The organism is Marinobacter sp. SS8-8 (assembly GCF_030540945.1).
Taxonomy (GTDB): Bacteria; Pseudomonadota; Gammaproteobacteria; order Pseudomonadales; family Oleiphilaceae; genus Marinobacter.
In genome coordinates this window covers 14,683-36,959 of record NZ_JASSVN010000022.1, presented here as the reverse complement: position 1 = coordinate 36,959, position 22,277 = coordinate 14,683, and the positions used below count along the sequence as shown (strand labels likewise).

The following is a 22,277-nucleotide window of genomic DNA, read 5'->3' as shown; positions in this document are numbered from 1 at the left end:
CGTGTTGCAGGGTGTAAACCTGCGGATTTATGAGCCCGGCATCACGGTGATTATGGGCCCGAACGGCGCGGGTAAAACCATGTTCCTTCGCTGTTTGCACGGGCTGATCATTCCGGATCAGGGCGTGATTACACTGGGCCCCCTGACCGTGGCCAATAGCCGAGATGAGCAGGCCATGGTCTTTCAGCAACCGGTACTACTGCGCCGGACTGTGTTACAGAATCTGGCCTTTGCGGCCCCCGGGATCGCCAAAACCGATCCCCGGCGTTTGATTCAGGCTCTGGAGTCTGTCAACTTGACTGACCGGGCCGGCCAACCGGCCCGGATGCTGTCCGGTGGAGAACAACAACGACTGGCCCTGGCACGAGCCCTGTTGAATGAACCTGCTTTATTGCTGTTGGATGAGGCAACGGCTAGCCTGGACCCGGCATCGGTGCTATTAATTGAATCCCTGGTCAAAGCCCAAAGCGCCCGGGGGACCAAGGTCATTCTGGTCAGTCACGACCAATGTCAGGCTAGACGTCTGGCTGATGAAATCGTATTTATAGCCAATGGGCAGGTAGCCGAGCAAAGTCCGGCGGAGCAGTTTTTTACCGCGCCCCAAACTCGGACGGCCAAAGCATACCTGGCGGGCGAAATTCTGTTCTAGAGGGCCATTATGAAACGTTTTTTCACCTGCGTTGCGCTGGCTTTCAGCGCTCACACCCACGCCGATACCATCATCGTTCAATCCACCACCTCAACCCAGAATAGCGGCCTGTACGAATACCTCTTACCGTTAGTGGAAAGGGATACCGGTGTTCAGGCCAATGTGGTCGCCGTGGGCACGGGGCAGGCGATCAAAAATGCAATGCGCTGCGATGGCGATGTGCTTCTGGTTCACGCCAGGCCAGCTGAAGAAAAATTCGTCGCTGACGGCTATGGCGACTACCGCCGCGACCTGATGTACAACGACTTCGTCATCATCGGCCCCAAAGCCGATCCCGCAAATCTGGCACAGGCCAGCGATGTTGTTGATGCCATGCAGCGAATCCAGCAAGCCGGGGCCAAGTTTGCCTCACGGGGTGATGACTCGGGCACCCACAAAAAAGAACGTACACTGTGGCAGGCGGCGTCTGTCGACCCCACCGAAGGATCCGGTCAATGGTACCTTGAAACCGGCAGCGGCATGGGCGCAACCCTGAATACCGGTGTGAGCCTGGGCGCCTATGTGTTGACTGACAGAGCCACCTGGATCGCATTTGCCAACAAACAGGACGGCACCCTTTTATTCGAGGGAGACTCTTCCCTGTTCAATCAATACGGTGTTATTCCCGTCAGTCCTGACAAGTGCCCCAACGTGAATCGTGAAGCGGCGGAAACCTTCGCACAATGGTTGCTCTCCGAAACCGGTCAAGCGGCCATTGCCGGCTATCGGGTTGACGGCAAACAGCTGTTTTTCCCAAACGCCAAATAGGCTGATCACTGTCGCCGTTTGCCGAGATTCAATCCAGTAACGCTGATGTACGGAACGGAACCATAATGATGATTGCACCCCTTCTACCCGATCCCAAAGACCCCCGGCTGTCCCGCACCGTCGAGGGTGTTGATGAAGCCGGCCAGGGGAAATCGATCAGCGTGATCGAGGAGCGCCCCCTGACCATCTACCTGAACAGCCAGGAGATCGTCACGGCCATGACCATCGGCGATCACCCGGAGTACCTGGCCCTCGGTTTCCTGCTCAATCAGGGTATGCTGAAAGAAACCGATCAGGTCACGAAGATTGAATTCGACGAAGAGCTGGAAGTCGCTGTAGTCCGTACCGCGGATGTTACCGATGTAGAGTCCAAGCTGGAAAAGAAAACCCGGACCTCCGGCTGCGCCGTGGGCACCGTGTTTGGTGACATGATGGCGGGGCTTGAAGGGCTGTCACTACCGGATACGCCGGTGCACACCAGCACCTTTTATGATCTTTCCTACCAGATTAACCACACCCCCAGCCTGTACATGGAAACCGGTGCCATTCACGGCACTGCCCTGTGTCAGGGCCGTGAAATCCTGGCTTATATGGAAGATGTCGGGCGTCACAACGCGGTCGACAAGGTTGCGGGCTGGATGCACTTGAACGGCATCCCGGCGGCCGATAAAGTCCTCTACACCACGGGTCGTCTGACCTCCGAAATGGTGATCAAGACGGCCCTGATGGGAATCCCGACGCTGATCAGCCGGTCGGGCTTTACCGCATGGGGTGTCGATATTGCCCGACAGGTCGGGTTGACGCTGGTCGGAAGGATGCGGGGCCGGAAATTCACCTGCCTCAGTGGCCAGCACCGCCTGGTGTTCGATCAGGACCTTTCGCAGGTTCCGGAGGAGGACAAAAAAATGCGGCGCAAAGGCGCTCAGCATGATTGACGGAGGCTCAGCATGACTGATTGCGCAGTGATTCTGGCAGGCGGCCAGGCAAGCCGAATGGGTGGCGGTGACAAGGGGCGATTGATGCTGGGTGATCAGTCACTGATCCAACGTGTCATTGATCGAATCACGCCGCAGGTCGACGCTGTGGTGTTAAACGCCAACGGGGACTTGAGCCGTTTTGATGATCTGGGTCTGGCGGTGGTTGCCGACTCTGTCGCCGGCCATGCAGGCCCGCTGGCGGGTGTGCTCGCGGGCATGGATTGGGCGGCCGAACAGGGCCATGAGTGGCTGATCAGCGTTGCCGCGGATACTCCGTCGTTCCCTCGGGATCTGGCTGCAAGGCTGGCCGAATACGATACCCCGGTGGTGCTGGCAGCCACGCCGGATCCGGAGCGCGGCCGGCTTCCCCAACCAACCTTTGGCCGCTGGCAGGTTGCGTTGCGGCATGATCTGCGAGCCGCCCTGAACGACGGAGTACGCAAGATTCGTCAATGGACCCAGGCCAAGGGTGAGACGCTGGTGATGTTTGGTGAGGACGACTTTTTCAACATTAATACGCCGGAAGACCTGGCCTGGGCGGAGCAGCATCTGAAGTGAACGTCATCGGCATCGTGGGCTGGAAAAACTGCGGAAAGACCACCCTGGCCGCCGCCCTGATTCGTGAGCTGTCCGGCAGAGGATTAACGGTTAACTCGATCAAACATGCCCATCATGGGGTGGATGTGGACCAGCCAGGCACCGACAGTTACCAACACCGTGATGCCGGTGCTCGCGAGGTCATTCTGGCAGGGGGGCAGCGCTTTGCCATCATGCACGAGTTGCGCGGCGCCGAAGAACCGACGCTGGATGAATTGCTGGCACGGCTTGGCCCCTGCGACTGGGTTGTGGTCGAGGGTTTCAAGACCCATTCACACCCCAAAATTGAGGTGCACAGGCGGGAAAGCTCCCGTGCGCCCCTCCACCCGGAAAACGCCAGTATTATTGCTGTGGCAACGGACTATGCCTCGGAGTTTGCGGGCCCCTGCTTTGACTTGAACGATGTATCCGGAATCGCTGACTTTATTCTGAACCCTGAAAAACCACGGGGAAAACCATGAAAGGTACAACCATGAACGGGAGAGCCATGAACCCGCTTCGTAACGACTGTTTTGCCCTGCCCCCCGGGGTGAACTGGACGCCGGTAGACGAGGCCCTGGAACGGTTACGTTCACGCTTGCACCCTGTGGTGGGCGTGGAGCAATCCGTTCCGCTGTCACAGGTCAATGGCCGGATACTGGCGAGCGACGTCCATGCGCCTCGCGCCCATCCCCCCAGCGACAATTCCGCAGTCGATGGCTATGCCTTTGCCGGCCCCCTGACGGATGCCCCCTGCACCCTGCCTCTGGTCGACGGTCGCAGCGCCGCCGGGGAGCCCTACCGGGAGCTTGTACCTGAGGGCCACGCCATCCGGATTCTGACCGGTGCAGTCATTCCCGCCGGCACGGATACCGTGGTCCTGGAAGAAGACTGCGACGTCATCGACGGACACCTGCATTTGAACGGTACGCTAAAAGCGGGAGCCAATGCCCGCAAGGCTGGCGAGGACATCCAGGCGCAGGATCGGATTCTTACCGCCGGTACCCGCCTGACGCCTACCCAGATTTCCGTCCTCGCCAGCGTCGGTATCGAGTCGGTGGATGTGTATCAGCGGCTGCGAGTGGGCGTCCTTTCCACGGGTGATGAGGTAAAGCCGGTTGGTTCCGCGGTCACCGACTGGCAGATCTATGACGCCAACCGCCCGATGCTGAGTGCCCTGGTGGCGAGACTCGGCTATGAACTGGTGGACCTGGGCCATGTGCTTGACCGGGCGGGAGACGTCAAAGCGGCCCTGGAGCGCGGCGCTGAGCAGTGCGACCTGATCCTGACCAGTGGCGGCATTTCTGCCGGTGACGAGGATCATGTGTCGAAAACGCTGAAGGCCCATGGCGACATCAGCAACTGGCGCATCGCGATCAAGCCGGGCCGGCCCCTGGCGCTGGCCATGTTCCAGGGCACACCCATAGTCGGTTTGCCGGGCAATCCGGTTGCCGCCTGGGTCTGCGCGCTGCGCTTTGGCGCTCCTGCGATGGCGCTGTTGGCAGGGGGTGAATGGTTCGTACCCCAGGGCTATGCCATGCCCGCTAATTTTTCAAAGAACAAGAAGCCGGGGCGCAGCGAGATGTTGCGCGCCCGGGTCCGTGATGGGCAGGTTGAGGCCTTCGGCTCGGAGGGATCGGGCCGGGTGACCGGTCTGGCCTGGTCCGAAGGTTTGGTGGAACTGGATGAGAGTGCTCAGCAGATAGAGCCGGGGACCCCCGTCCGATTTATTCCCTACGGCAGCTTCGGGCTGTGATTATTCGTAGCTGCCGTGCACGGCGAAGGCCTCGAGCGATGCATCCTGCGGCGCGCGGCTCTGGTAGGTTTCCTCAACACCCAGTTCGGTCAGTGCGCGGCTGACCATCAGCAGGGTGTTGTCCTCGAAATCCTCACACATGCTGCGCATCTGGTCGATTTCGTTGCAGGCGACCGGGTAGGCGGCGTCGATATCCGGCGCGCCGTAACACTCAACAAAGGTTTGCGCCAGGGTCTGGCGCAACTGCTCCAATTCCGCTTCAGTGATATTGCACACGCCAACAAAACTGGCGCGGCCACCGGATTCGATGCTGTACCAACCGTTGCTGAAGGCCTGACGGGCCTTACCCTTCAGATCCGCTTCTGTCCAGTTGGAAAATTCAAATCCACCAGAGATGGCCCACTCACCGCTGGGGGCTGGCATCTCAAACACATTGTCATCGGATATATCCAGTCGCAGGGTTCGGGCCAGTTTCATAGGTGCTCCGCAAATTCAATCAGACTCACTGTCTCAGTCATCACACCCTGACGCAACAGCATCCGGCCCTTTTCATCCAGTCCGACAAAGATGCCGGGCTTTGGCCGGTCGATCATTTTGCCCAGGGTGTCGCAGCGTGGCCGCCACTCGTTGTGTATGCGCTCAAATCCGCTGTCCAGGAAGTAGGTCAGCCACAGCAGGGTATGTTTGGACCAGCTCTCCAGCAGCGCCATGGGAGTGATATCGACGCAACCTTCCTCATACAGACAGGTTTGATTCGGGTTTTCGCCCGGCTCGCCGCTCAAATGCATGAAGGGCACTTCGATGCCAATAACCAGCCAGTTGGGGTGGGCTTTAGAATCTGACACGTCCGCTGCAAAGCGAACACCACCACAGACCGCGCCGTTGACCTTGATCCGATCAGGCCATACAAAGTGCACAGGCACTTCCGGTGGGGCCAGCGCGCCCAGACTCTCGGCCAGACCTATCTGGGCAACGTAGACGGCCTGGATGGCCTCCTCCAGGGGTGTTTCCGGCGCCAGCACCAGGGCCGCACACAAGTTGTCACCGGTCTCGGAGTAGAAAACTGTGCCCGAATCGACACCCGCCATGGCCCGGCTGACAGCCTTATCAAAGGGATCCGTGTGCCTGGGCACCACTTCTCCCGTGAGTAACGGCGGGAACAGGGGTGACTCGATCACAGGATGGCCCGGGCGTAGACGTCAGAGGCGACAATTTCATCGGCGATACGCTGGAAGGCCTGTGCCTGGGAGCTTTCCGGTTTTGATACCACAATGGGGACACCACCGTCCGAACCCACACGGATGTCGAGGTCCAGCGGGATCTCACCCAGAAAGGGCGCGCCCAGCTTTTCCGCTTCCGCCCGGGCGCCACCGTGGCCAAACGGATGATGCTCCTTACCGCAACCATCGCACACAAAGGAGGCCATGTTTTCAATCAAGCCAAAGAGCGGCACGTCCATCCGGTTGAACATATCTATGCCTTTGCGAGCGTCCATCAGGGCAATGTCCTGTGGTGTCGAGACCACAACCGCACCAGCAACGAAGAATTTCTGGCTCAGGGTCATTTGAACATCACCGGTACCCGGGGGCAGATCCACCAGCAGCACGTCCAGCCGGCCCCAGTCCACCTGGTTCATCATCTGTTGCAGGGCGCCCATCAGCATGGGCCCGCGCCAGACGATGGCCTCGTCATCCGGGGCCATCAGGCCCAGGGACATCAGGGTTACGCCGTGATTGCGCAAAGGCAGGATGGTATGCCCGTCGGGGCTGGACGGGCGGCCCGAGACACCCAGCATGCGGGGCTGGCTGGGGCCGTACACGTCGGCATCCAAGAGGCCAACCTTGAGACCTTTTGAGGCCAGCGCAACAGCCAGGTTGGACGACACAGTGGACTTGCCCACGCCGCCTTTACCCGAGGCAATGGCGATGATGCGATCAATCCCCTTCGGATTTTTGTCTTGCGGGCGGGGCGCGTCGGTACCGATCAGGTTCGGCTTTTTTCCTACTTCGGTGTACTCAATCATGTCGTGTCCCGTTGTTTTCAGCTGTCCAGATAGTCGTCACTGGTGCGCACCCGGGGACGTGCTCCACCCGCCATGGGCGCGTTATCGCCGTGGAACTGGGCTTTGACCCGGCAGTCGTCACACATCTTGATGAGCTGGACGTTATCCGAGTTCTTATACATCCAGTGCTGGTTTTCCAGTTTTTCAACGATCCGGTTAATGGTGCTGGCGACGCCAAACGGAGTGCCGCATTTGATGCATTCGAAGGGGTCCTCGCCATGCAATGTCCGGGCACTCAGGGCATCCTTCGACAGGTCCAACTGGGGCTTGAGAGTAATGGCCGTCTCGGGGCAGGTGCTTTTGCAGACACCGCATTGAACGCAGGCGTTTTCTGTGAACCGAACCTCTGGCCGGTCCGGATGGTCGCCAAGAGCACCGGTCGGGCACAGTGATACGCAGGCCAGACAGAGGGTGCACTTGTCGGAATCAATTTCTATGGCGCCATAGGGTGCACCCACGGGCAGCGGAATCGGCGCTTCGATCCCGTCCGCCATCGCGGCAACGGTAACCCGTATGATGTCCCGGCGCCCCCCGACCAGCAAAACCGGCTCACTTACCCGCCCGGCGTTGTCGCCGGCGTCGCAGAGTTCAATGGCGGAAATAATCCGCACCCGGCTTGGCGAATTGCGGGTGCCTTTAAGCATGGCCTGGGCCAGTTCAACTTCCGGCGCCACCGCCCGGCGGTCTATCTCGTTGTCGGCAAGGATCAGCACTTCGGCGTAGCCCGCCCCCAACGCGGCCATTATCTCGGCATGGCCGACCCGGTCTGTATTCTCCAGTCCCAGCGGAATCAGATCATCCGCCAGCCCATCGTCGTATCGCGCCAGGTAGGTGATGGCATCACCACCCGTTTTCAAGGTGTGAAAAACCAGTCTCGGGGCTTCATGGGTATGTTCGCGATAAACCCTCGCCATCACATCCATGGCTTTGACCAGGGCCTCGAACGGGGTTTCGTTCATGGTCACCGCGGACGTGGGGCAGACCGCCGCACAGGACCCGCAACCAGCGCAAATATCCGAATCGATCTGGATGTGGTCCCCGGCGGAAAAAATAGCCTCGGTGCAGCAGGCGTCCAGGCAGCGGGTACACCCAGTCTTGTTTGCCCGGGAGTGCGCACACAGGGATTCTTCCAACCTGAAATACACAGTTTTCTCGAACTCACCGACCCGCTCTCTCGCCGTCAGTGCTATACGCTCTAATTCCCCGGCTTTGACCGGATCAGCCCAGAAATAGCCGTTGCGCTTCTGATGGCTGGGAAACGCGGGACCGACACCTCGCAGGTCAATGAATACGTCGCACTCGCTGCGGGCGGTGGCCTTCACCTCACCGTAACCCAATTCACCCCGGCCGGCGGGATTCAGGGCCTGCAACCGGGCAAATTCCAGTTTGAAGTTGCCCAACGCCCCGTAGGCCCCGGTCAGTTGCCCCCTGGCCACGTCGTAAGCAGCGGAGGGTAGCTGTATCGGGCCTGCATCATTAACGATACAGGTGACGCCCAGCTCGTCCTGCACCAGCTCGGCCATCCGGATGGCCTGCTCGGTGGGGCCGACAATGCAACAGACGCCGCTGGACTGAATGGTTTTGGCCGGCGCCTTGGGAGCCGGAAGCTGAGCCGCTGCGATCAGGGCTGCCTGTTTGGCGTGCAAGCGCTCGGGCCTGGCGCCGGAGGCGCTCCAGCCGGCGCGATCCCGAATGTCGATGGTACTGAACGGCGCGCAGTGCTGAATCTCAGCGTATACGTCCTCACCCAGACGCTCGAATAAAGCGGCCTGCTGGCCACAGGCTATGAGCAATTCGTTACTGGCGCCCAGGTGGTCAGCGGCAGTCTTCATATCTTTGCCGCACAGTTGATCTACCGCGATCACCTGCCCGGTTGACGCCGCCGTCCGCAGTGCCTCTGGATCGAAGGACTGTGTTTTGTCGCAGGTACATAACAGTAGGGTCTTGTGTGCCGTCATCAGGAATTCGACTCATTTCGTTGTTGTTATGCGTGTACGTATCAGTTTCGCTTTCTGAGCATGCCACAGCCATTTACTTTTGGACAATTGGATAATCGTTCTGGCCCTGCTAGTTTTAAGCTATAACAGAAGAGAGATGCCATGAGTAGTCATACCGATCATTGGAGACGCGAATTACAGGTCGGCGCCATTGTTCGCCGGTCGCCAGGCGTAACCCGCTGGGCGCGGGATATCTGGAAGCCCGTCGCTGTTATACCGGGGGCACCGGAAGCGTTCTGGAAAGAGCTGGTCCGCGAGGGCGAGGTGGTCGATTATCACGCGGACACCGTCACGATGGAACTGTTCCGCGCTGATGTTGAGGGTTACCTGGTCTCCCTGAACATGACCGTTCCCTCCGTCTGGGTCGTAATGGATAAGGATCAGACCAGCCGGTCCCCGTCCGGATGGACTGTCAGCGCCATTACTGCCAGTGCCCATGAGGCGCTGGATGCCCTGGATAGTGGCGAAAACATAGTCGAGGCGGTTCCGATTCCCGAGTCTCTGGCGGCCTGGATCAAAGAGTTTATCGATATGCACTATATCGAGGAGCCTTTCAAGAAACGCCGTCGTGACGAGATCCGTGTGGATGGTATTGAGGACGCCAAAGGCGACCCGCGTATCCGTCAGGAGAGCGACGTTTACCGTGCACCTTCCAATATCAGAAAACCAAGGGTGCAGTGATGACTGAGTCACGTTTACAGCGCTGGTCGCGCAGAAAAACCGAAGCCGACAGAAAGGCTGAGCCTGCCTCCCCTTCGACTGTTGAGTCCGCGCCATCTCCCGAAGCACAGGAGCTCGCTCGCAATGAAGCCTTGCCGGAGCAGGAGGTGCTGGAGAAGTATGGGCTGCCTGATCCGGACACCATCGAACTGGGCACCGACATCACAGGGTTCATGCGAAAAGAGATTCCTGATTTGCTGCGCCGCAGGGCCCTGCGGGTGCTGTGGAAATCCAACCCCGTGCTGGCGGTTCTGGATGGCCTGAATGACTACGACGAAGATTTTACTGACGCCGGCACCGCGGTTAGCGGCGCAAAGACGCTGTACAAGGTGGGCCAGGGTCTGATTGATAAAACCGCGAAAGCTGATGGGCAGTTCGACAATCCTATCGAGGCGTCAGCCGAAGACCCGGAACCGGTTGAGCCCGGGGGAGGCGCCGGGAGATCAGAGCCCGAAACTGCTGTTAAGCCATTGCCCGATGCGAACAGTTTCGAACCGATAGTGAGCGAAACTGAAGCGGAACCCGTACCGCGCTATCGCCCCCGGATGCGTTTTGATTAATCGTGCCCCGGTGCATAGTTGCGCCGGCGGTGGATCGGCGCTATAAAGGTTAATAGTGCAAAATTCAAACAATAAAGCTAAGGACTGAGACTTGGTCAACACTGCTGAAGTTCAGTGCCCCCGCTCGATCACCAACGAAGATCGCGCGCGTGCCCAGATCTACCGGTTACTGGGTGTCTTGCTCGGCAACCCACCGTCGAGTGACCTGCTCGGAGGATTGGCTTCCCTGCAGGGTGACGACACCCTCCTGGGGCGCGCCTCGAAGAATCTGGCCGCCCTGGCCCAGCGCACCACGCCTTTTAACCTTGAAAAGGAGTACAACAACCTGTTCGTTGGACTCGGTCGTGGTGAACTGTTGCCGTACGCCAGCTATTACCTCACCGGTTTTTTGAACGAGAAGCCCCTGGCGGATTTACGTAGCGATCTGATGGCCCGGGGCATCAAAACCCGCAGCGACATCAAAGAACCCGAAGATCATATAGGTACGCTGTGTGAAATCATGGCGGGCATCATTGCCGGTGAATTTCCGTGCGACAGCGATCTGCCTTCGCAAAAAGCCTTTTTTGACGCGCACCTGGCAAAGTGGGCGGCACTGTTTTTTACCGATCTGGAAGAAGCGCGAAGCGCCATCTTCTACGCACCTGTGGGCTCGCTGGGGCGGGCTTTCATGACCGTAGAAACGGATGCCTTTGCAATTCAGTAACCGGGATCTGAACGATTCCTTAACCCAGGGGGAGGTATCCCATGGACAACCCGAAGCCTGAAAACAGCCGTCGCCGTTTCTTGCGGCTGGCGGCGGCCGCAGCTCCGGCTGCCGCTGCCATGGCAGTTGCACCGAACGCCGCAGCCGAGGCCGTCACAAAAGACGCTGCTAAAAGCCGCGGGCTCCGTGACACTGAACACACACGTAAATATTTCGAATCGGCTCGCTTTTGAGGACGCGTGAATCATTCAAGGTTGCGCGATGCTCTTGGATGATCACACCTCCAGAAAAACGAGAATAAAAAGAGAGAGGTATGTGACATGTTACGAAAGAAGACCAACGGGGTAGCGAAAGGCCCCCGTGCGGGATCTTTACTTTCATCCCTCGCTGCCAAGACTTTGGACCGCCGTGAGTTTTTAACGGCCTCCGGTGTCGCAGTGGGTGGCCTGGCGGCATTGTCGCTGACGTCTGGGCGGGTTGAGGCTGCGGCTCCGTCGACGGCGGGCGGCGAAGTTGTTCGTAAAAAGTCAGTGTGCCCCCATTGCGCGGTCGGCTGCACGGTCGAGGCCGAAGTCCAGAATGGTGTCTGGACGGGCCAGGAACCTGGCTGGGACAGCCCCATCAACATGGGCGCCCACTGCGCCAAGGGCGCAGCGGTGCGTGAGAGTGCGCACAATGAGCGCCGCCTGAAGCACCCGATGAAAATGGTCGGCGGCCAGTGGCAGAAGATTTCCTGGGACCAGGCGATCAACGAAATCGGCGACAAGATGTTGCAAATTCGTGAAGAGAGCGGCCCCGATTCGGTCTATTGGCTGGGCAGTGCGAAGTTCAGCAACGAACAGGCTTATCTCTATCGTAAATTCGCGGCCTACTGGGGCACCAACAACGTCGATCACCAGGCCCGGATCTGTCACTCAACGACGGTAGCCGGCGTAGCGAATACCTGGGGCTACGGCGCGATGACCAACTCGTTCAACGACATCCACAACTCCAAGGCGATCTTCATTATCGGGGGCAACCCCGCCGAAGCACACCCGGTGTCGCTGCTGCACGTCCTGAAAGCCAAGGAAGAAAACAACGCGCCGCTCATCGTCTGCGATCCGCGTTTCACGCGCACCGCGGCCCATGCCGATGAGTTTGTTCGCCTCCGGCCGGGTACCGATGTCGCGCTGATCTGGGGCATCCTGTGGCACATCTTTGAAAACGGCTGGGAAGACAAAGAATTCATCAGAACCCGGGTGTGGGGTATGGAGGACATCCGCGACGAGGTCAAGCGCTGGCCCCCGGCGGAGGTCGAGCGTGTAACCGGTGCACCCGGAGGACAGCTTGAGCGCGTTGCGCGCACCCTGGTTAATAACCGCCCGGGCACTGTGATCTGGTGTATGGGTGGCACCCAGCACTCCAATGGCAACAACAACACCCGCGCATACTGCATACTGCAGCTGGCGCTGGGCAACATAGGCGTTGCTGGTGGCGGCACCAACATCTTCCGCGGACACGACAACGTGCAGGGTGCCACTGACCTGGGTGTCCTGGCCGATACCCTGCCCGGCTACTACGGCCTGAGTGCTGGCGCCTGGGCTCACTGGGCAAGGGTCTGGGAGGAAGACCTGGACTGGCTCAAGGGTCGGTTTGCCGTGTGGGACAAAAACGGCAAGTCCAAAGCCATGATGAACGAGAAAGGGATTCCGGTGTCACGCTGGATCGACGGTGTCCTGGAAGCCAAGGAAAACCTGGAGCAGCCGGATAACACCCGAGCCATGGTTCTATGGGGCCACGCGCCCAACTCGCAGACCCGCATGCTTGAAATGAAAGACGCCATGGAAAAGCTGGACATGCTGGTCGTCGTGGACCCCTTCCCAACTGTTTCAGCGGTGCTGCATGATCGCAAGGAAGGCGCCTACCTGCTGCCAACAACCACCCAGTTCGAAACCTATGGTTCCGTAACCGCTTCGAACCGGTCGATTCAATGGCGCGAAAAGGTTGTCGAGCCACTGTTCGATTCGAAAGTTGATCACGAGATCATGAAGCTGTTTGCGGACAAGTTCGGTTTCACGGATCGCATGTTCCGCAATATTGCCATTGAAGGCGACAAGCCGTCGATTGAGGACATCACTCGCGAATTCAACCGCGGTATGTGGACCATCGGCTACACCGGCCAATCGCCCGAACGCCTGAAGAAGCACATGCAGTACCAGCACCAATTCGACAAGACCAGCCTGCGTGCGGTAGGTGGACCCTGTGATGGTGATTTCTACGGTTTGCCGTGGCCATCCTGGGGCACGCCGGAAATGAACCATCCGGGAACGGCGAACCTGTACGATATGTCCCTGCCGGTGTCCCAGGGCGGACTCACCTTCCGTGCCCGGTTCGGCGTCGAGCGCAACGGCCAGAGCCTGCTTGCTGACGGCGTTTACTCGAAGAACTCCGAGATCAAAGACGGGTACCCCGAGTTCACCATGCAGATGCTGATGGACCTGGGGTGGGATAAGGACCTGACGGCCGAAGAGCGCGCCACTATTGATGCAATTGCGGGCCCCGAAACCAACTGGAAGACCGATCTTTCAGGCGGAATCCAGCGTGTCGCCATCAAGCACGAGTGTGCACCCTTTGGTAACGCCAAGGCGCGTACCGTGGTCTGGAACTTCCCGGACCCCGTGCCAATTCACCGCGAGCCGCTCTACACCCCGCGCCGGGACCTGGTCAAGGACTACCCCACCTATGAGGACAAGCACTTCTGGCGCGTGCCAACCTTGTACGAGTCCATTCAGAAAAAGGACTTCAGCAAGGACTTCCCCATCATTCTGACGTCAGGCCGACTGGTTGAGTATGAGGGCGGTGGTGATGAATCCCGTTCAAATGCCTGGCTGGCGGAACTGCAGCAGGACATGTTCATTGAGATAAACAGGCGCGACGCGAACAACCTTAACATTCGTGACGGCAAAGACGTTTGGGTTTCTGGCCCGGAAGGCGGAAGCATCAAGGTGAAGGCAATGGTAACCGAACGTGTTGGCGAGGGAGTAGCCTTTATGCCCTTCCACTTCGGCGGGCACCTGGAGGGTAAGTCGCTGAGGGACAAGTATCCCAAGGGCTCTGACCCCTATGTCCTCGGCGAATCCACTAACACCATTCAAACATACGGGTACGACTCGGTCACGCAGATGCAAGAGACCAAGGCCACCCTGTGTTCGATCAGGCCGGCATAACGAGAGGTGTAGACCATGGCACTTGAAGGAAAAGCACGCGCAAAATTCCTGGTCGATGCCGAACGCTGCATCGAATGTAATGCTTGCGTGACGGCCTGTAAGAATGAGAATGGAGTCCCCTGGGGCATCAACCGTCGACGCGTGGTGACCATCGAAGATGGTAAGCCTGGCGAGCGTTCGATCTCGGTCGCTTGCATGCACTGTTCAGACGCGCCTTGTATGGCCGTTTGTCCGGTGGATGTCTTCTACCAGACCGAAGACGGCATAGTGTTGCACTCCAAGGATCTGTGTATCGGTTGTGGGTACTGTTTTTACGCTTGCCCCTTCGGCGCGCCCCAGTTCCCGCAAGCGGGCAACTTTGGCAGCCGGGGCAAGATGGACAAATGCACCTTCTGTGCAGGCGGTCCTGAAGAAGACAACTCAGCAGCCGAGTACTCCAAGTACGGGCGCAACCGCATTGCCGAGGGCAAGTTACCGCTCTGTGCCGAGATGTGCTCGACCAAAGCGCTGCTGGCCGGTGATGGCAGCGAGGTGGCGGACATCTATCGCCAGCGTGTGGTGAGCCGCGGTTTCGGTTCCGGCGCCTGGGGATGGGGCACGGCCTACGGGAAGAAGGGTGCATAAGCTGGCCTGAGTATTCCGGGGCTCTCGGGCCCCGGAATATATCAAGACAACGAACTCTTCTTGTTGATTCCGTTGGAGTGCTGTCATGAAATCAAAACTATTTAGTGCCGCCGTCTTCGCGCTGGCGACACTGTATTTTACCCCTGTCTGGGCGCAAGAGGCCCCTGCGGTTGATCGGACAGCTACGGGGGGGGCGCAAACCCTCGAAGACATCATGCGTCGTCAGGAACAGTTGAAGATCGACGACTCATTCCGGTCTGAAAACCTGGGTAACCCAGCCAATGCCGCACCCATCGGCGGCCAACTGGGTACCCTGGGAGGGCGCTCGGATTCCGACATCTATCGAGCCATCCGATACAACAGCATTGACCCCAGCACCCAGGTCCGGGGGCCTGCCGCTGACGTCCTGATCCAGGACGAGGGCATAGCCTGGTACAAGTTACGAGAGGGGCCAGTCATCACTTACGGTGGCGGTGCACTTCTGGCTATCATTGCGCTGCTGGCAGTGTTCTATTTTGTGCGCGGAAGAATCAAGATTGAAGGCGGCCCTGCCGGCACCAAAATCGAGCGATTCAAAGCCATCGAACGGTTTGGCCACTGGCTCCTGGCCGGCTCGTTTATCGCACTGGGCTTAACCGGGTTGACTACCCTGATGGGACGCAGTTTCCTGATTCCTGTTATGGGGCCCGAGGCCTTTGCCACCCTGGCTGCCGGCTCCAAATGGCTTCACAACAACATTGCCTGGGCCTTCATGCTGGGGCTGGTACTGACCTTCTTCATGTGGGTGGCGCACAACATCCCCAGCAAGCTGGACTGGCAATGGATTAAAGTGGGCGGCGGCATCTTCACCAGCGCCCATCCGTCAGCGAAGAAATTCAACGCCGGTCAGAAAATTGTGTTCTGGACCGTGATGGTGTTGGGTTTCTCCGTCTCTCTGTCTGGCCTGTCGCTGCTGTTCCCGTTTCAAATGCCCATGTTTGCCGAGACCTTCAGTGCGATGAACAGCGTCCTCGGAACGGGTTTCCCCACCGATCTGACTCCGCACGAAGAGATGCAGTATGCCAATATCTGGCACTCGATTATGGCATTCGTGTTGATGGTGGCCATCATTGCACACATCTATATCGGTTCAGTCGGTATGGAAGGCGCATTCGATGCCATGGGTAACGGCAAGGTTGATCTGGAATGGGCCCGCCAGCACCATGATCTGTGGGTTGCCGAGGTCGAGGCCAAACAAGGCAAAGGAGAGTCATCGTGAAGGTTATGATTTCCGCATTTGTCGCAGCTCTGGTAATCGCCTTTGCCGCCCCGGTTGTTCTGAATCAGTTCGGCTGGTCCTCAGCCGAACTGACCCGCAGTGAGAGCGTGCGCCTTGACTGATCAGTCCGAGGTATACCAGATCGATGCCGTTGGTCTGGTATGTCCCCTCCCAATCTTACGCTTTAAAAAGCGCACTCAGGGCTTGGCGAGCGGAACGCAGGTCGAGTTCCTGGCCGATGACCCCACCGGCCGTCGGGATTTACAGGCGTTGTGCGAGATAACCGGCCACAGGATTGAATGGGTTCGAGAAGAGGACGCGGGCGTCCTGCGTTATCGTATCTGCTTGGCATAATTGATGCCCGGGAAAGCTAAGGCGATGGAGGAGCAAGTGCCGATTTCACAACGCAGTACCTGTTGTAAGCGGCCAAGGCGGCCGTGCCCTTCTTCAACTGGCGTTTCGCCAGATAATCATCCTCCACAGTATTAGTCGTCATTTGCATTCTCCAGAGTTGATTCCATTAGTAAGAAAGTTATTGTTGGTTTGCTGGTTTTCGATCACCACCTCTTCTGTTCTGTCCTTGAGACCTACCCCTGAAAGCTTCAGGCGGTCGGCTTCACGAATCAGGTAAAGGAGGCGTTGGCTGGCATGTTCAAAATCAAGACCGGCAGGCCGGACGTTGGATATACAGTTCCGTCGCGCGTCGGACAGGCACGCCTGAGGCGCAAACGTGAGGTAGATCCCAAGGCTGTCGGGCGAGCTAAGACCTGGACGCTCACCGATAAGCACCACCACAATGCGGGCTTTGAGCAACTCCCCGACCTCGTCGCCAATGGCCACCCGGCCCTGCTGCACGATGGTCAAAGGCGCCAGTTGCCAGTCTCTGGGTTCGTGAGCCAACGCATCGAGAAAACGGGCAAGAAACGGAGCGACATTGCGCTGAACGGCAGACGAGGACAGCCCATCAACCACAACAATCGCCAGATCCGGCGCCGGCGCGTCCGGATCGAGCCTGGCCGTTAACCGTTCACGATCCGGCTCGGACAGACGCCGGCCCAAATCGGGCCGCTGAAGGTAGGTGAAGCGATCCTCGGCCTGGCTATGCAACAACAGCGGTGTGTTTGCGGTGATCGCTGCGTCCCGAGTGTTCAGATCGTCAACCAGGCGGTTTACATCTAGTGGAAAATGCACGGCATCCCGCGCCTGTGCGTGTGCCAGCTGGAAAGTCAGCAGTTCCGAAGTCGGGAGGCTGATTCCGGCCCGCCCCAACCCGATCCGGGCGTCGGTATAACGGCGCAGCGACCGCCAGGCATTCTCAGTCACCAGGTTTTTGTTGCGATCAGTCATTGCCGCTCTCCCGGGCCAGGCCCTTGAGACTGTTCTGAAAGACGGCCGGCAGTGCGACGCTGGGCTCGTATCGGGCGGTGTCCTGGAAAATGTTCATGCGCTCAAGCCAGGCGTCAAACTCCGGCGCAGGCTTCAGATCCAGCACACGTCGCGCATACAGGGCGTCGTGAAACGATGTGGTCTGGTAGTTCAACATGATGTCGTCCGAACCGGGAATGCCCATAATGAACGTGCAACCGGCCACGCCCAGCAGCGTCAACAGATTGTCCATGTCGTTCTGATCAGCCTCTGCGTGGTTGGTGTAACAGATGTCACACCCCATCGGGACGCCCAGTAACTTCCCGCAGAAATGATCCTCCAGACCCGCTCGGATAATTTCCTTACCGTCAAACAGGTATTCGGGGCCGATGAAACCCACCACCGTGTTCACCAACAGCGGATTAAACCGGCGGGCAACCGCATAGGCACGGGCCTCGCAGGTTTGCTGATCAAGGCCGTGGTGGGCGTTGGCAGAAAGCGAGCTGCCCTGGCCGGTTTCGAAGTACATCACATTCTGGCCGACTGTCCCCCGCTTGAGGGAGAGAGCTGCCTCCCGGGCTTCCTGAAGCGTGGACAGATTGAAACCAAAGCTGCTGTTGGTGGCTTCGGTGCCGCCAATGGACTGGAACACCAGGTCGACCGGCGCGCCCTGTTCAATCGCTTCGAGGGTGTTGGTCACATGAGTCAGCACGCAGGACTGGGTTGGTATGTCGTATTTGCGAATCACCTCGTCCATCAGATGCATCAGCTTTGTGGCCTGCGCCACATTGTCGGTCGCCGGATTGATTCCGATCACGGCATCACCGCTGCCGTACAGAAGACCGTCGAGAATACTCGCGGCAATACCAGCTACGTCATCCGTGGGGTGATTGGGCTGCAGTCGGGTCGACAAATGCCCGGGTAAGCCAATGGTGTTCCGGAAAGCTGTCTGAACCCGGCATTTGCGTGCAACCAGAATGAGGTCCTGATTGCGCATCAGTTTACTCACCGCGGCCACCATTTCCGGGGTCAGGCCGGGCCGTAGGCCGAGCATCACCTCGGGTGTGGCGTGATCACTGAGCAGCCAATTCCTGAAATCACCAACCGTGAGGTGAGCGACGGCTTGAAAAGCACTGGCATCGTGCTCATCCAGAATCAGGCGTGTCACCTCGTCCTGCTCATAAGGAATCAGTGCTTCTGACAGAAACGTTTTCAAAGGTAGCTCGGCCAGGCACATCTGCGCGATCACACGTTGTTCGGCGGATTCGGCAATCACACCCGCCAGCCGGTCACCGGAGCGGGCCGGTGTCGCCTTCGCCATCAGGTCTGCCAGGCTTCGAAAGTGCCAGGTCCGCTCACCCAGCCGGTATGAGTATTTGTGCTGCATGCCTTCACTCCAACAGATCGCCCCGGCATCACTGATACACCGCCGGAAGGAATGGGTATTGCCCACTCTTTCATTCTAACCGTGCGGCCGATGAACGGTTATCGAAATTCGGCAAACCCCAGTCGGGACGAAAGTAGTATGAAATCAGGCGATTTGTTCAGTTGGCAGGACTCGGAAATACAGAGGAAATTCCCAGGCGATGCGGATAACCCGATTCGGATGACCCAGTCAGAGATTTAGTAATAAAACGACTGCGCTGTTACACCCAATATCAATAGCTTTAACGTGTATCGCCCGGCCCGACAAGATCCGACAGCTTTTTGCGAAGCGAATCCATATTGTCTTCCCCGCTCTGCTTCAGTTCATCCAGCTTTTTCCGGCCATCGGAGATTTTCTCCTCCACAGAACGCAAGGCATCGGATGCGCTCTGCTGAATGTCCGCACTGGCCTTCTCATTCTGGGCCTCGGCTTCTTTTGCCTTGGCCTTGGCTTTCAGGGAATCGGCTTCCTTTTCCCATGCCTTCAATTGCGCTTCGGCTTTTCTGATAAGTTTGTCTTTCAGTGACATAAATGCCCTCCCTGAAGATGTTGATGAGTGTTAAGTAATTCCATGTTCGGAAAAGCCCACTGAAAATACAACCCGTATTACCAGTACACAGCGGGTTCAGCGGCCTTTATTTCGGAAATCCACGAGCTGGTCCCAACTTATTCCCCATTCCAGTCGCTCAGCCTGCCGTCGCCGCATAAGCCACAATCTCTACCAGCATCTCTTCCCGTGCGAAGCCCGAGACAATAATAGCGGCCCGGTTGGGATACGGTGAATCCACATACTCAGCATAAACCTGATTAACCGCGGCAAGATGATTTCGATCAGTCACGTAAATCAGCACCTGAGTCAGGCTGGCCATGCCGCCACCTGCGCACTCCAGGGTGTGTTTGAGGTTTGCCATGGTTTGGCGGGCCTGAGCTTCGATACCGCCAGCAACGACCTGACCACTGGCGTTGATCGGAATCTGGGCGGTAAAGAGAACGCCATTCGCACTTACAGCCCACTCAAGGGGAGCTTTTGAGCGCGGAAGCTGGGTGGCAATGGGCTTAATCATGCTGGTTGCTGTCATGGTTGACTCTCTGTTCAGTCGTTGTCGCTGGTACCTGCACCAGCACCGCTTCGGGAAGTATCAGTTGCCTCAACCAGAAGCCGGTCGGCCAGGGATTTAAGGTTATTCCAAAGCTCGTCATCGATATCCATGCCCTCGACCAGCGCTCTGTCTTTCTGTCTTTCAAGATCCTCTTCGGTCTGCCGCATCAGGTTGGTCAATTCGTACTCAGAGCGAAGGCTTGGTAGTAAATCAACGTGGTTCGCCATAATCAGGGTGATGCCATCGTTCTTCTCGGTGTCATCCGGAGTATTTTCCAGACTGTACAAGCAGATCTCCGGTACCGGATGGCCCGCCTTGAAGCCAACCACCAGTTCTGTCAAAGGATCATGGGCATTGCGCCAGAAGGCCGTGACATTCATGCCCCGGCGGGCAAGTCGCGACAAATAGCCGATAATCAGGATGCGATTGTGGCATTGGCGTATCTTGGTAACCGACAGCCCCCGGCCCCGGGCTCGCGCGTAACCCAGCTCCACAGCAAGGCTGGCGTTCCCGAGGATGCTATGGTTATGGGCATCCAGGACACTGAAATCGGCATCCTGGTAGATCAGTGTCAGCGGCTCATCCAGATCCTCTGTCAACAGATACTTCAAGCCCTTCTTCAGCGCTTCGACGCCTCCCAGACCATGGACCTCCATCCACGCCACCATTTCCGCGGCATCAATCGCATCGCCTTCGGCAAAACCGATACCGACAAATGCTTTTCTGCCAATGCCCTGAAGTTCATTGAATGAGACTTTCATAATGCGTCCAGATCCGGTTCCACGGGAAAGCTCCAGTCGTCCAACTCGGCGAGGCGGGCCTTATCGGCGCCATGATCACTGAAGAGTTCGCAAAACAGTGGCGCGCCCTGGAACAGGGTCACCCTCACCCAACGGTCCGATTTGGGGTCAAACCGGCTGGCACCGAAAAACGATAACTTGGTGCGCAGAAGATACATGGGCTTCATCTCCCGATGCCATAGGTTGGCCTGTATCTCGCCGTAGGGTGTGGCAGACATAGTCTGTATACGCCGGACGCATTCCTTCTGGCGGGGATGGGCCATGAGAAACTCGACCACGGAACCCCGCGGGCACCGGTCCAGAAACGCATCCAGCAACTGGTGCGTGCGATAAATCCGCGGTCCTACGGCAAGTGGCATTTCCTTCTCCGAACCAGGTTCAGAGGCACGCACGCCGAGCCTCGGCTCCTCTTTCTCCGCAGATCGGTACCAGAACCAGTGCCGGTGGTCGGGGTCTTTGGGGTCATAGTCCAGCGCCCAGGCAAACCGGGCCTCGATCTCCTGCTTCAGCGTTGCCGCCCGCATTTCTGGCTGCAGTTCCAGCATTTCCTTGCAACCGAGGTCGTTTTCCATGGCATCGATAAGGTCCGGGGACAGCTCAATCAGCAGTGTATTAATCAGTTCCTGGCCCTCCAGTGAGCAGTGTTCGTCGGCCCACGCCAGCAAGTCAGTCCAGAGGCTGGGCGTGGCCTGTGTCCTTTCCAGCCATTCAATAACCGCATCAATCGAGACAACAGTGGCCTGGTTACGCCGGGTCTGCTCGGCGTCCTCCGTCACCGTTTCCGAAAAATGCCGGTGCGCCCGCCTCAACAACGTCAGAAGTTGATAACGACTGGCCGCATCGGGCAACTGCGCGCGGGCATGAGCCAGGGCCCGCTCCCGGCAGTAAACCCATTGCTGGATCAGTTGCGGGTGATTGATCAGAAAGGGGGCCATACCAAGCCCGGTGGAATTACCAACTCCCAAGTACCGCTGTAATGCCGGATTCAGGGCGACCGCGTGCTCCGGTGAACGGCATTGGGCCAAGTGCTCTACCTGTTGCACCGAAAAGTGGCGCAACAGGTAAACCGCAAACATCTGTGCCGAAAATGGCCGGTTGAAATCTGGGTTCTTCTGCAGGCGAGCATAATCCGCAATCCCAAATTTGCCATTGCCGTAAACGGCCGTCGTCCGATAAAGATAACCCACCCGGGTTAACCAGGCAGGGCCTGGCTGTTGCCCGGATGCCAGCGCATCAACAAAGTGACCGAAGTTTCTGAGGCTCTTGTTGGCACGCGAGAGCACCAACAGCCTCGGATGTTGGCGCCCCGCCTCCTGCAACGGCACATTGGTCGCCATCTGGTCGAGAAGACTGTCCTCCACCTCTCCTTCCACTAGAGCAAACGTGACGTCCCAGGCTTCTGCAATCACCCGGTCAGACCGACGCTCGGGATCCAGATGCTGAGAGAACACCACGCCGTGATAGGTGTGGTTCGGTGTGCTCAGGCGGTAGATCACAACCCCGTGGCCATCGGCATCGAGATCAAAGCGGACCTTGGTGACCGTCCAGTCTTCGCGGGCCATTTGACGAACCAGGCTGCGGCAGAAACTCAGTCGGCTGGCGTGAAGACTCCCGAGCCGCACCAGGTTCATCACCTGGCAAGCGGGGCGCAACTGCAGTTCAGGATTTGCGTTTAGCGGCGTTGCCATGCT

The 22,277-nt window shown here is 58.3% G+C and carries 25 protein-coding genes; 15 read left to right on the top strand and 10 right to left on the bottom strand.

Annotation, left to right across the window (positions count from 1 at the left end; genetic code table 11):
- Position 1: 1 nt before the first annotated feature.
- From QPL96_RS17120 to QPL96_RS17095, 6 genes are all read left to right on the top strand, one after another.
- On the top strand, positions 2 to 649 hold the full coding sequence (locus QPL96_RS17120; protein WP_303288529.1) for an ATP-binding cassette domain-containing protein: 648 nt from the start codon (positions 2 to 4) through the stop codon (positions 647 to 649).
- A 9-nt stretch (positions 650 to 658) separates the two neighbouring features.
- A complete protein-coding gene (locus QPL96_RS17115) occupies positions 659 to 1,456 on the top strand; it encodes a substrate-binding domain-containing protein (protein WP_303288528.1) in 798 nt (265 codons plus the stop codon).
- A 65-nt stretch (positions 1,457 to 1,521) separates the two neighbouring features.
- The gene (gene fdhD / locus QPL96_RS17110; RefSeq protein WP_303288527.1) at positions 1,522 to 2,391 is read left to right on the top strand and encodes a formate dehydrogenase accessory sulfurtransferase FdhD; all 870 of its coding nucleotides are present in this window, start codon (positions 1,522 to 1,524) and stop codon (positions 2,389 to 2,391) included.
- 12 nt (positions 2,392 to 2,403) lie between these two features.
- Entirely contained in the window at positions 2,404 to 2,991 is a 588-nt protein-coding gene (gene mobA / locus QPL96_RS17105) for a molybdenum cofactor guanylyltransferase MobA (protein WP_303288526.1), read from the top strand.
- Positions 2,988 to 3,491 (top strand): molybdopterin-guanine dinucleotide biosynthesis protein B, encoded by a 504-nt coding sequence (gene mobB / locus QPL96_RS17100; protein WP_303288525.1) that lies wholly within the window; start codon positions 2,988 to 2,990, stop codon positions 3,489 to 3,491. The genes mobA and mobB overlap by 4 nt, the downstream gene beginning before the upstream one ends.
- Entirely contained in the window at positions 3,488 to 4,765 is a 1,278-nt protein-coding gene (locus QPL96_RS17095) for a molybdopterin-binding protein (protein WP_303288524.1), read from the top strand. The genes mobB and QPL96_RS17095 overlap by 4 nt, the downstream gene beginning before the upstream one ends.
- On the opposite strand, the gene QPL96_RS17090 is transcribed toward QPL96_RS17095, so the two are convergent.
- The 4 genes from QPL96_RS17090 to QPL96_RS17075 are packed head-to-tail and all read right to left on the bottom strand — an operon-like array spanning position 4,766 to position 8,785.
- On the bottom strand, positions 4,766 to 5,242 hold the full coding sequence (locus tag QPL96_RS17090; RefSeq protein ID WP_303288523.1) for a DUF6505 family protein: 477 nt from the start codon (positions 5,240 to 5,242) through the stop codon (positions 4,766 to 4,768).
- Positions 5,239 to 5,943 carry a biotin/lipoate--protein ligase family protein gene (locus QPL96_RS17085; protein ID WP_303288522.1) on the bottom strand — a complete coding sequence of 235 codons (705 nt, stop codon included), beginning with the start codon at positions 5,941 to 5,943 and terminating at the stop codon, positions 5,239 to 5,241. Before QPL96_RS17085 ends, QPL96_RS17090 begins: the two co-directional genes overlap by 4 nt.
- Complete coding sequence (locus tag QPL96_RS17080; protein WP_303288521.1) at positions 5,940 to 6,788, bottom strand: Mrp/NBP35 family ATP-binding protein; 849 nt, start codon at positions 6,786 to 6,788, stop codon at positions 5,940 to 5,942. The genes QPL96_RS17085 and QPL96_RS17080 overlap by 4 nt, the downstream gene beginning before the upstream one ends.
- Positions 6,789 to 6,805: 17 nt before the next feature.
- Positions 6,806 to 8,785, bottom strand: coding sequence for a 4Fe-4S binding protein (locus tag QPL96_RS17075; RefSeq protein WP_303288520.1), 1,980 nt, complete (start codon positions 8,783 to 8,785; stop codon positions 6,806 to 6,808).
- A gap of 141 nt (positions 8,786 to 8,926) precedes the next feature.
- Here QPL96_RS17075 and QPL96_RS17070 point away from each other — a divergent pair, with 141 nt between their 5' ends.
- The 9 genes from QPL96_RS17070 (at position 8,927) to QPL96_RS17030 (ending at position 16,249) form a co-directional block, all read left to right on the top strand.
- Positions 8,927 to 9,505, top strand: a complete 579-nt coding sequence (locus tag QPL96_RS17070) for a DUF3305 domain-containing protein (protein ID WP_303288519.1) — start codon at positions 8,927 to 8,929, stop codon at positions 9,503 to 9,505.
- Positions 9,505 to 10,104, top strand: a complete 600-nt coding sequence (locus QPL96_RS17065) for a DUF3306 domain-containing protein (protein WP_303288518.1) — start codon at positions 9,505 to 9,507, stop codon at positions 10,102 to 10,104. The genes QPL96_RS17070 and QPL96_RS17065 overlap by 1 nt, the downstream gene beginning before the upstream one ends.
- A 91-nt stretch (positions 10,105 to 10,195) precedes the next feature.
- Positions 10,196 to 10,807, top strand: a complete 612-nt coding sequence (locus tag QPL96_RS17060; protein ID WP_303288517.1) for a molecular chaperone — start codon at positions 10,196 to 10,198, stop codon at positions 10,805 to 10,807.
- A 41-nt stretch (positions 10,808 to 10,848) separates the two neighbouring features.
- Positions 10,849 to 11,040 (top strand): hypothetical protein, encoded by a 192-nt coding sequence (locus QPL96_RS17055; protein WP_303288516.1) that lies wholly within the window; start codon positions 10,849 to 10,851, stop codon positions 11,038 to 11,040.
- Between the two features lie 87 nt (positions 11,041 to 11,127).
- Positions 11,128 to 14,013, top strand: coding sequence for a formate dehydrogenase subunit alpha (locus QPL96_RS17050; protein WP_303288515.1), 2,886 nt, complete (start codon positions 11,128 to 11,130; stop codon positions 14,011 to 14,013).
- A 15-nt stretch (positions 14,014 to 14,028) separates the two neighbouring features.
- Complete coding sequence (fdh3B, locus tag QPL96_RS17045) at positions 14,029 to 14,637, top strand: formate dehydrogenase FDH3 subunit beta (protein WP_303288514.1); 609 nt, start codon at positions 14,029 to 14,031, stop codon at positions 14,635 to 14,637.
- A gap of 85 nt (positions 14,638 to 14,722) precedes the next feature.
- Entirely contained in the window at positions 14,723 to 15,895 is a 1,173-nt protein-coding gene (locus QPL96_RS17040; protein WP_303288513.1) for a formate dehydrogenase subunit gamma, read from the top strand.
- Positions 15,892 to 16,017: a hypothetical protein gene (locus tag QPL96_RS17035; RefSeq protein ID WP_303288547.1), complete on the top strand. Its 126-nt coding sequence runs from the start codon at positions 15,892 to 15,894 to the stop codon at positions 16,015 to 16,017. Before QPL96_RS17040 ends, QPL96_RS17035 begins: the two co-directional genes overlap by 4 nt.
- Positions 15,995 to 16,249 carry a sulfurtransferase TusA family protein gene (locus QPL96_RS17030; protein WP_303288512.1) on the top strand — a complete coding sequence of 85 codons (255 nt, stop codon included), beginning with the start codon at positions 15,995 to 15,997 and terminating at the stop codon, positions 16,247 to 16,249. Before QPL96_RS17035 ends, QPL96_RS17030 begins: the two co-directional genes overlap by 23 nt.
- 138 nt (positions 16,250 to 16,387) lie before the next feature.
- On the opposite strand, the gene eutC is transcribed toward QPL96_RS17030, so the two are convergent.
- The 6 genes from eutC to QPL96_RS17000 form a co-directional block, all read right to left on the bottom strand.
- Positions 16,388 to 17,242: an ethanolamine ammonia-lyase subunit EutC gene (gene eutC / locus QPL96_RS17025; protein WP_303288511.1), complete on the bottom strand. Its 855-nt coding sequence runs from the start codon at positions 17,240 to 17,242 to the stop codon at positions 16,388 to 16,390.
- Positions 17,235 to 18,647, bottom strand: coding sequence for an ethanolamine ammonia-lyase subunit EutB (locus QPL96_RS17020; protein ID WP_303288510.1), 1,413 nt, complete (start codon positions 18,645 to 18,647; stop codon positions 17,235 to 17,237). Before QPL96_RS17020 ends, eutC begins: the two co-directional genes overlap by 8 nt.
- A gap of 280 nt (positions 18,648 to 18,927) precedes the next feature.
- On the bottom strand, positions 18,928 to 19,215 hold the full coding sequence (locus tag QPL96_RS17015) for a hypothetical protein (RefSeq protein ID WP_303288509.1): 288 nt from the start codon (positions 19,213 to 19,215) through the stop codon (positions 18,928 to 18,930).
- Between the two features lie 157 nt (positions 19,216 to 19,372).
- Entirely contained in the window at positions 19,373 to 19,750 is a 378-nt protein-coding gene (locus QPL96_RS17010; RefSeq protein ID WP_303288545.1) for a RidA family protein, read from the bottom strand.
- A gap of 29 nt (positions 19,751 to 19,779) precedes the next feature.
- Positions 19,780 to 20,547, bottom strand: a complete 768-nt coding sequence (locus QPL96_RS17005; RefSeq protein WP_303288508.1) for a DUF3726 domain-containing protein — start codon at positions 20,545 to 20,547, stop codon at positions 19,780 to 19,782.
- Positions 20,544 to 22,274: a hypothetical protein gene (locus QPL96_RS17000; RefSeq protein ID WP_303288507.1), complete on the bottom strand. Its 1,731-nt coding sequence runs from the start codon at positions 22,272 to 22,274 to the stop codon at positions 20,544 to 20,546. Before QPL96_RS17000 ends, QPL96_RS17005 begins: the two co-directional genes overlap by 4 nt.
- Positions 22,275 to 22,277: the final 3 nt, after the last annotated feature.

What these genes read in the sequence shown, in the direction of transcription:
- QPL96_RS17115 (WP_303288528.1), top strand. Translation starts at nt 659, where the DNA reads ATGAAACGTTTTTTCACCTGCGTTGCGCTGGCTTTCAGCGCTCACACC.
- fdhD (WP_303288527.1), top strand. Translation starts at nt 1,522, where the DNA reads ATGATGATTGCACCCCTTCTACCCGATCCCAAAGACCCCCGGCTGTCC.
- mobA (WP_303288526.1), top strand. Translation starts at nt 2,404, where the DNA reads ATGACTGATTGCGCAGTGATTCTGGCAGGCGGCCAGGCAAGCCGAATG.
- QPL96_RS17095 (WP_303288524.1), top strand. Translation starts at nt 3,488, where the DNA reads ATGAAAGGTACAACCATGAACGGGAGAGCCATGAACCCGCTTCGTAAC.
- QPL96_RS17090 (WP_303288523.1), bottom strand. Translation starts at nt 5,242, where the DNA reads ATGAAACTGGCCCGAACCCTGCGACTGGATATATCCGATGACAATGTG.
- QPL96_RS17080 (WP_303288521.1), bottom strand. Translation starts at nt 6,788, where the DNA reads ATGATTGAGTACACCGAAGTAGGAAAAAAGCCGAACCTGATCGGTACC.
- QPL96_RS17075 (WP_303288520.1), bottom strand. Translation starts at nt 8,785, where the DNA reads ATGACGGCACACAAGACCCTACTGTTATGTACCTGCGACAAAACACAG.
- QPL96_RS17070 (WP_303288519.1), top strand. Translation starts at nt 8,927, where the DNA reads ATGAGTAGTCATACCGATCATTGGAGACGCGAATTACAGGTCGGCGCC.
- QPL96_RS17065 (WP_303288518.1), top strand. Translation starts at nt 9,505, where the DNA reads ATGACTGAGTCACGTTTACAGCGCTGGTCGCGCAGAAAAACCGAAGCC.
- QPL96_RS17055 (WP_303288516.1), top strand. Translation starts at nt 10,849, where the DNA reads ATGGACAACCCGAAGCCTGAAAACAGCCGTCGCCGTTTCTTGCGGCTG.
- QPL96_RS17050 (WP_303288515.1), top strand. Translation starts at nt 11,128, where the DNA reads ATGTTACGAAAGAAGACCAACGGGGTAGCGAAAGGCCCCCGTGCGGGA.
- fdh3B (WP_303288514.1), top strand. Translation starts at nt 14,029, where the DNA reads ATGGCACTTGAAGGAAAAGCACGCGCAAAATTCCTGGTCGATGCCGAA.
- QPL96_RS17040 (WP_303288513.1), top strand. Translation starts at nt 14,723, where the DNA reads ATGAAATCAAAACTATTTAGTGCCGCCGTCTTCGCGCTGGCGACACTG.
- eutC (WP_303288511.1), bottom strand. Translation starts at nt 17,242, where the DNA reads ATGACTGATCGCAACAAAAACCTGGTGACTGAGAATGCCTGGCGGTCG.
- QPL96_RS17020 (WP_303288510.1), bottom strand. Translation starts at nt 18,647, where the DNA reads ATGCAGCACAAATACTCATACCGGCTGGGTGAGCGGACCTGGCACTTT.
- QPL96_RS17015 (WP_303288509.1), bottom strand. Translation starts at nt 19,215, where the DNA reads ATGTCACTGAAAGACAAACTTATCAGAAAAGCCGAAGCGCAATTGAAG.
- QPL96_RS17010 (WP_303288545.1), bottom strand. Translation starts at nt 19,750, where the DNA reads ATGATTAAGCCCATTGCCACCCAGCTTCCGCGCTCAAAAGCTCCCCTT.
- QPL96_RS17005 (WP_303288508.1), bottom strand. Translation starts at nt 20,547, where the DNA reads ATGAAAGTCTCATTCAATGAACTTCAGGGCATTGGCAGAAAAGCATTT.
- QPL96_RS17000 (WP_303288507.1), bottom strand. Translation starts at nt 22,274, where the DNA reads ATGGCAACGCCGCTAAACGCAAATCCTGAACTGCAGTTGCGCCCCGCT.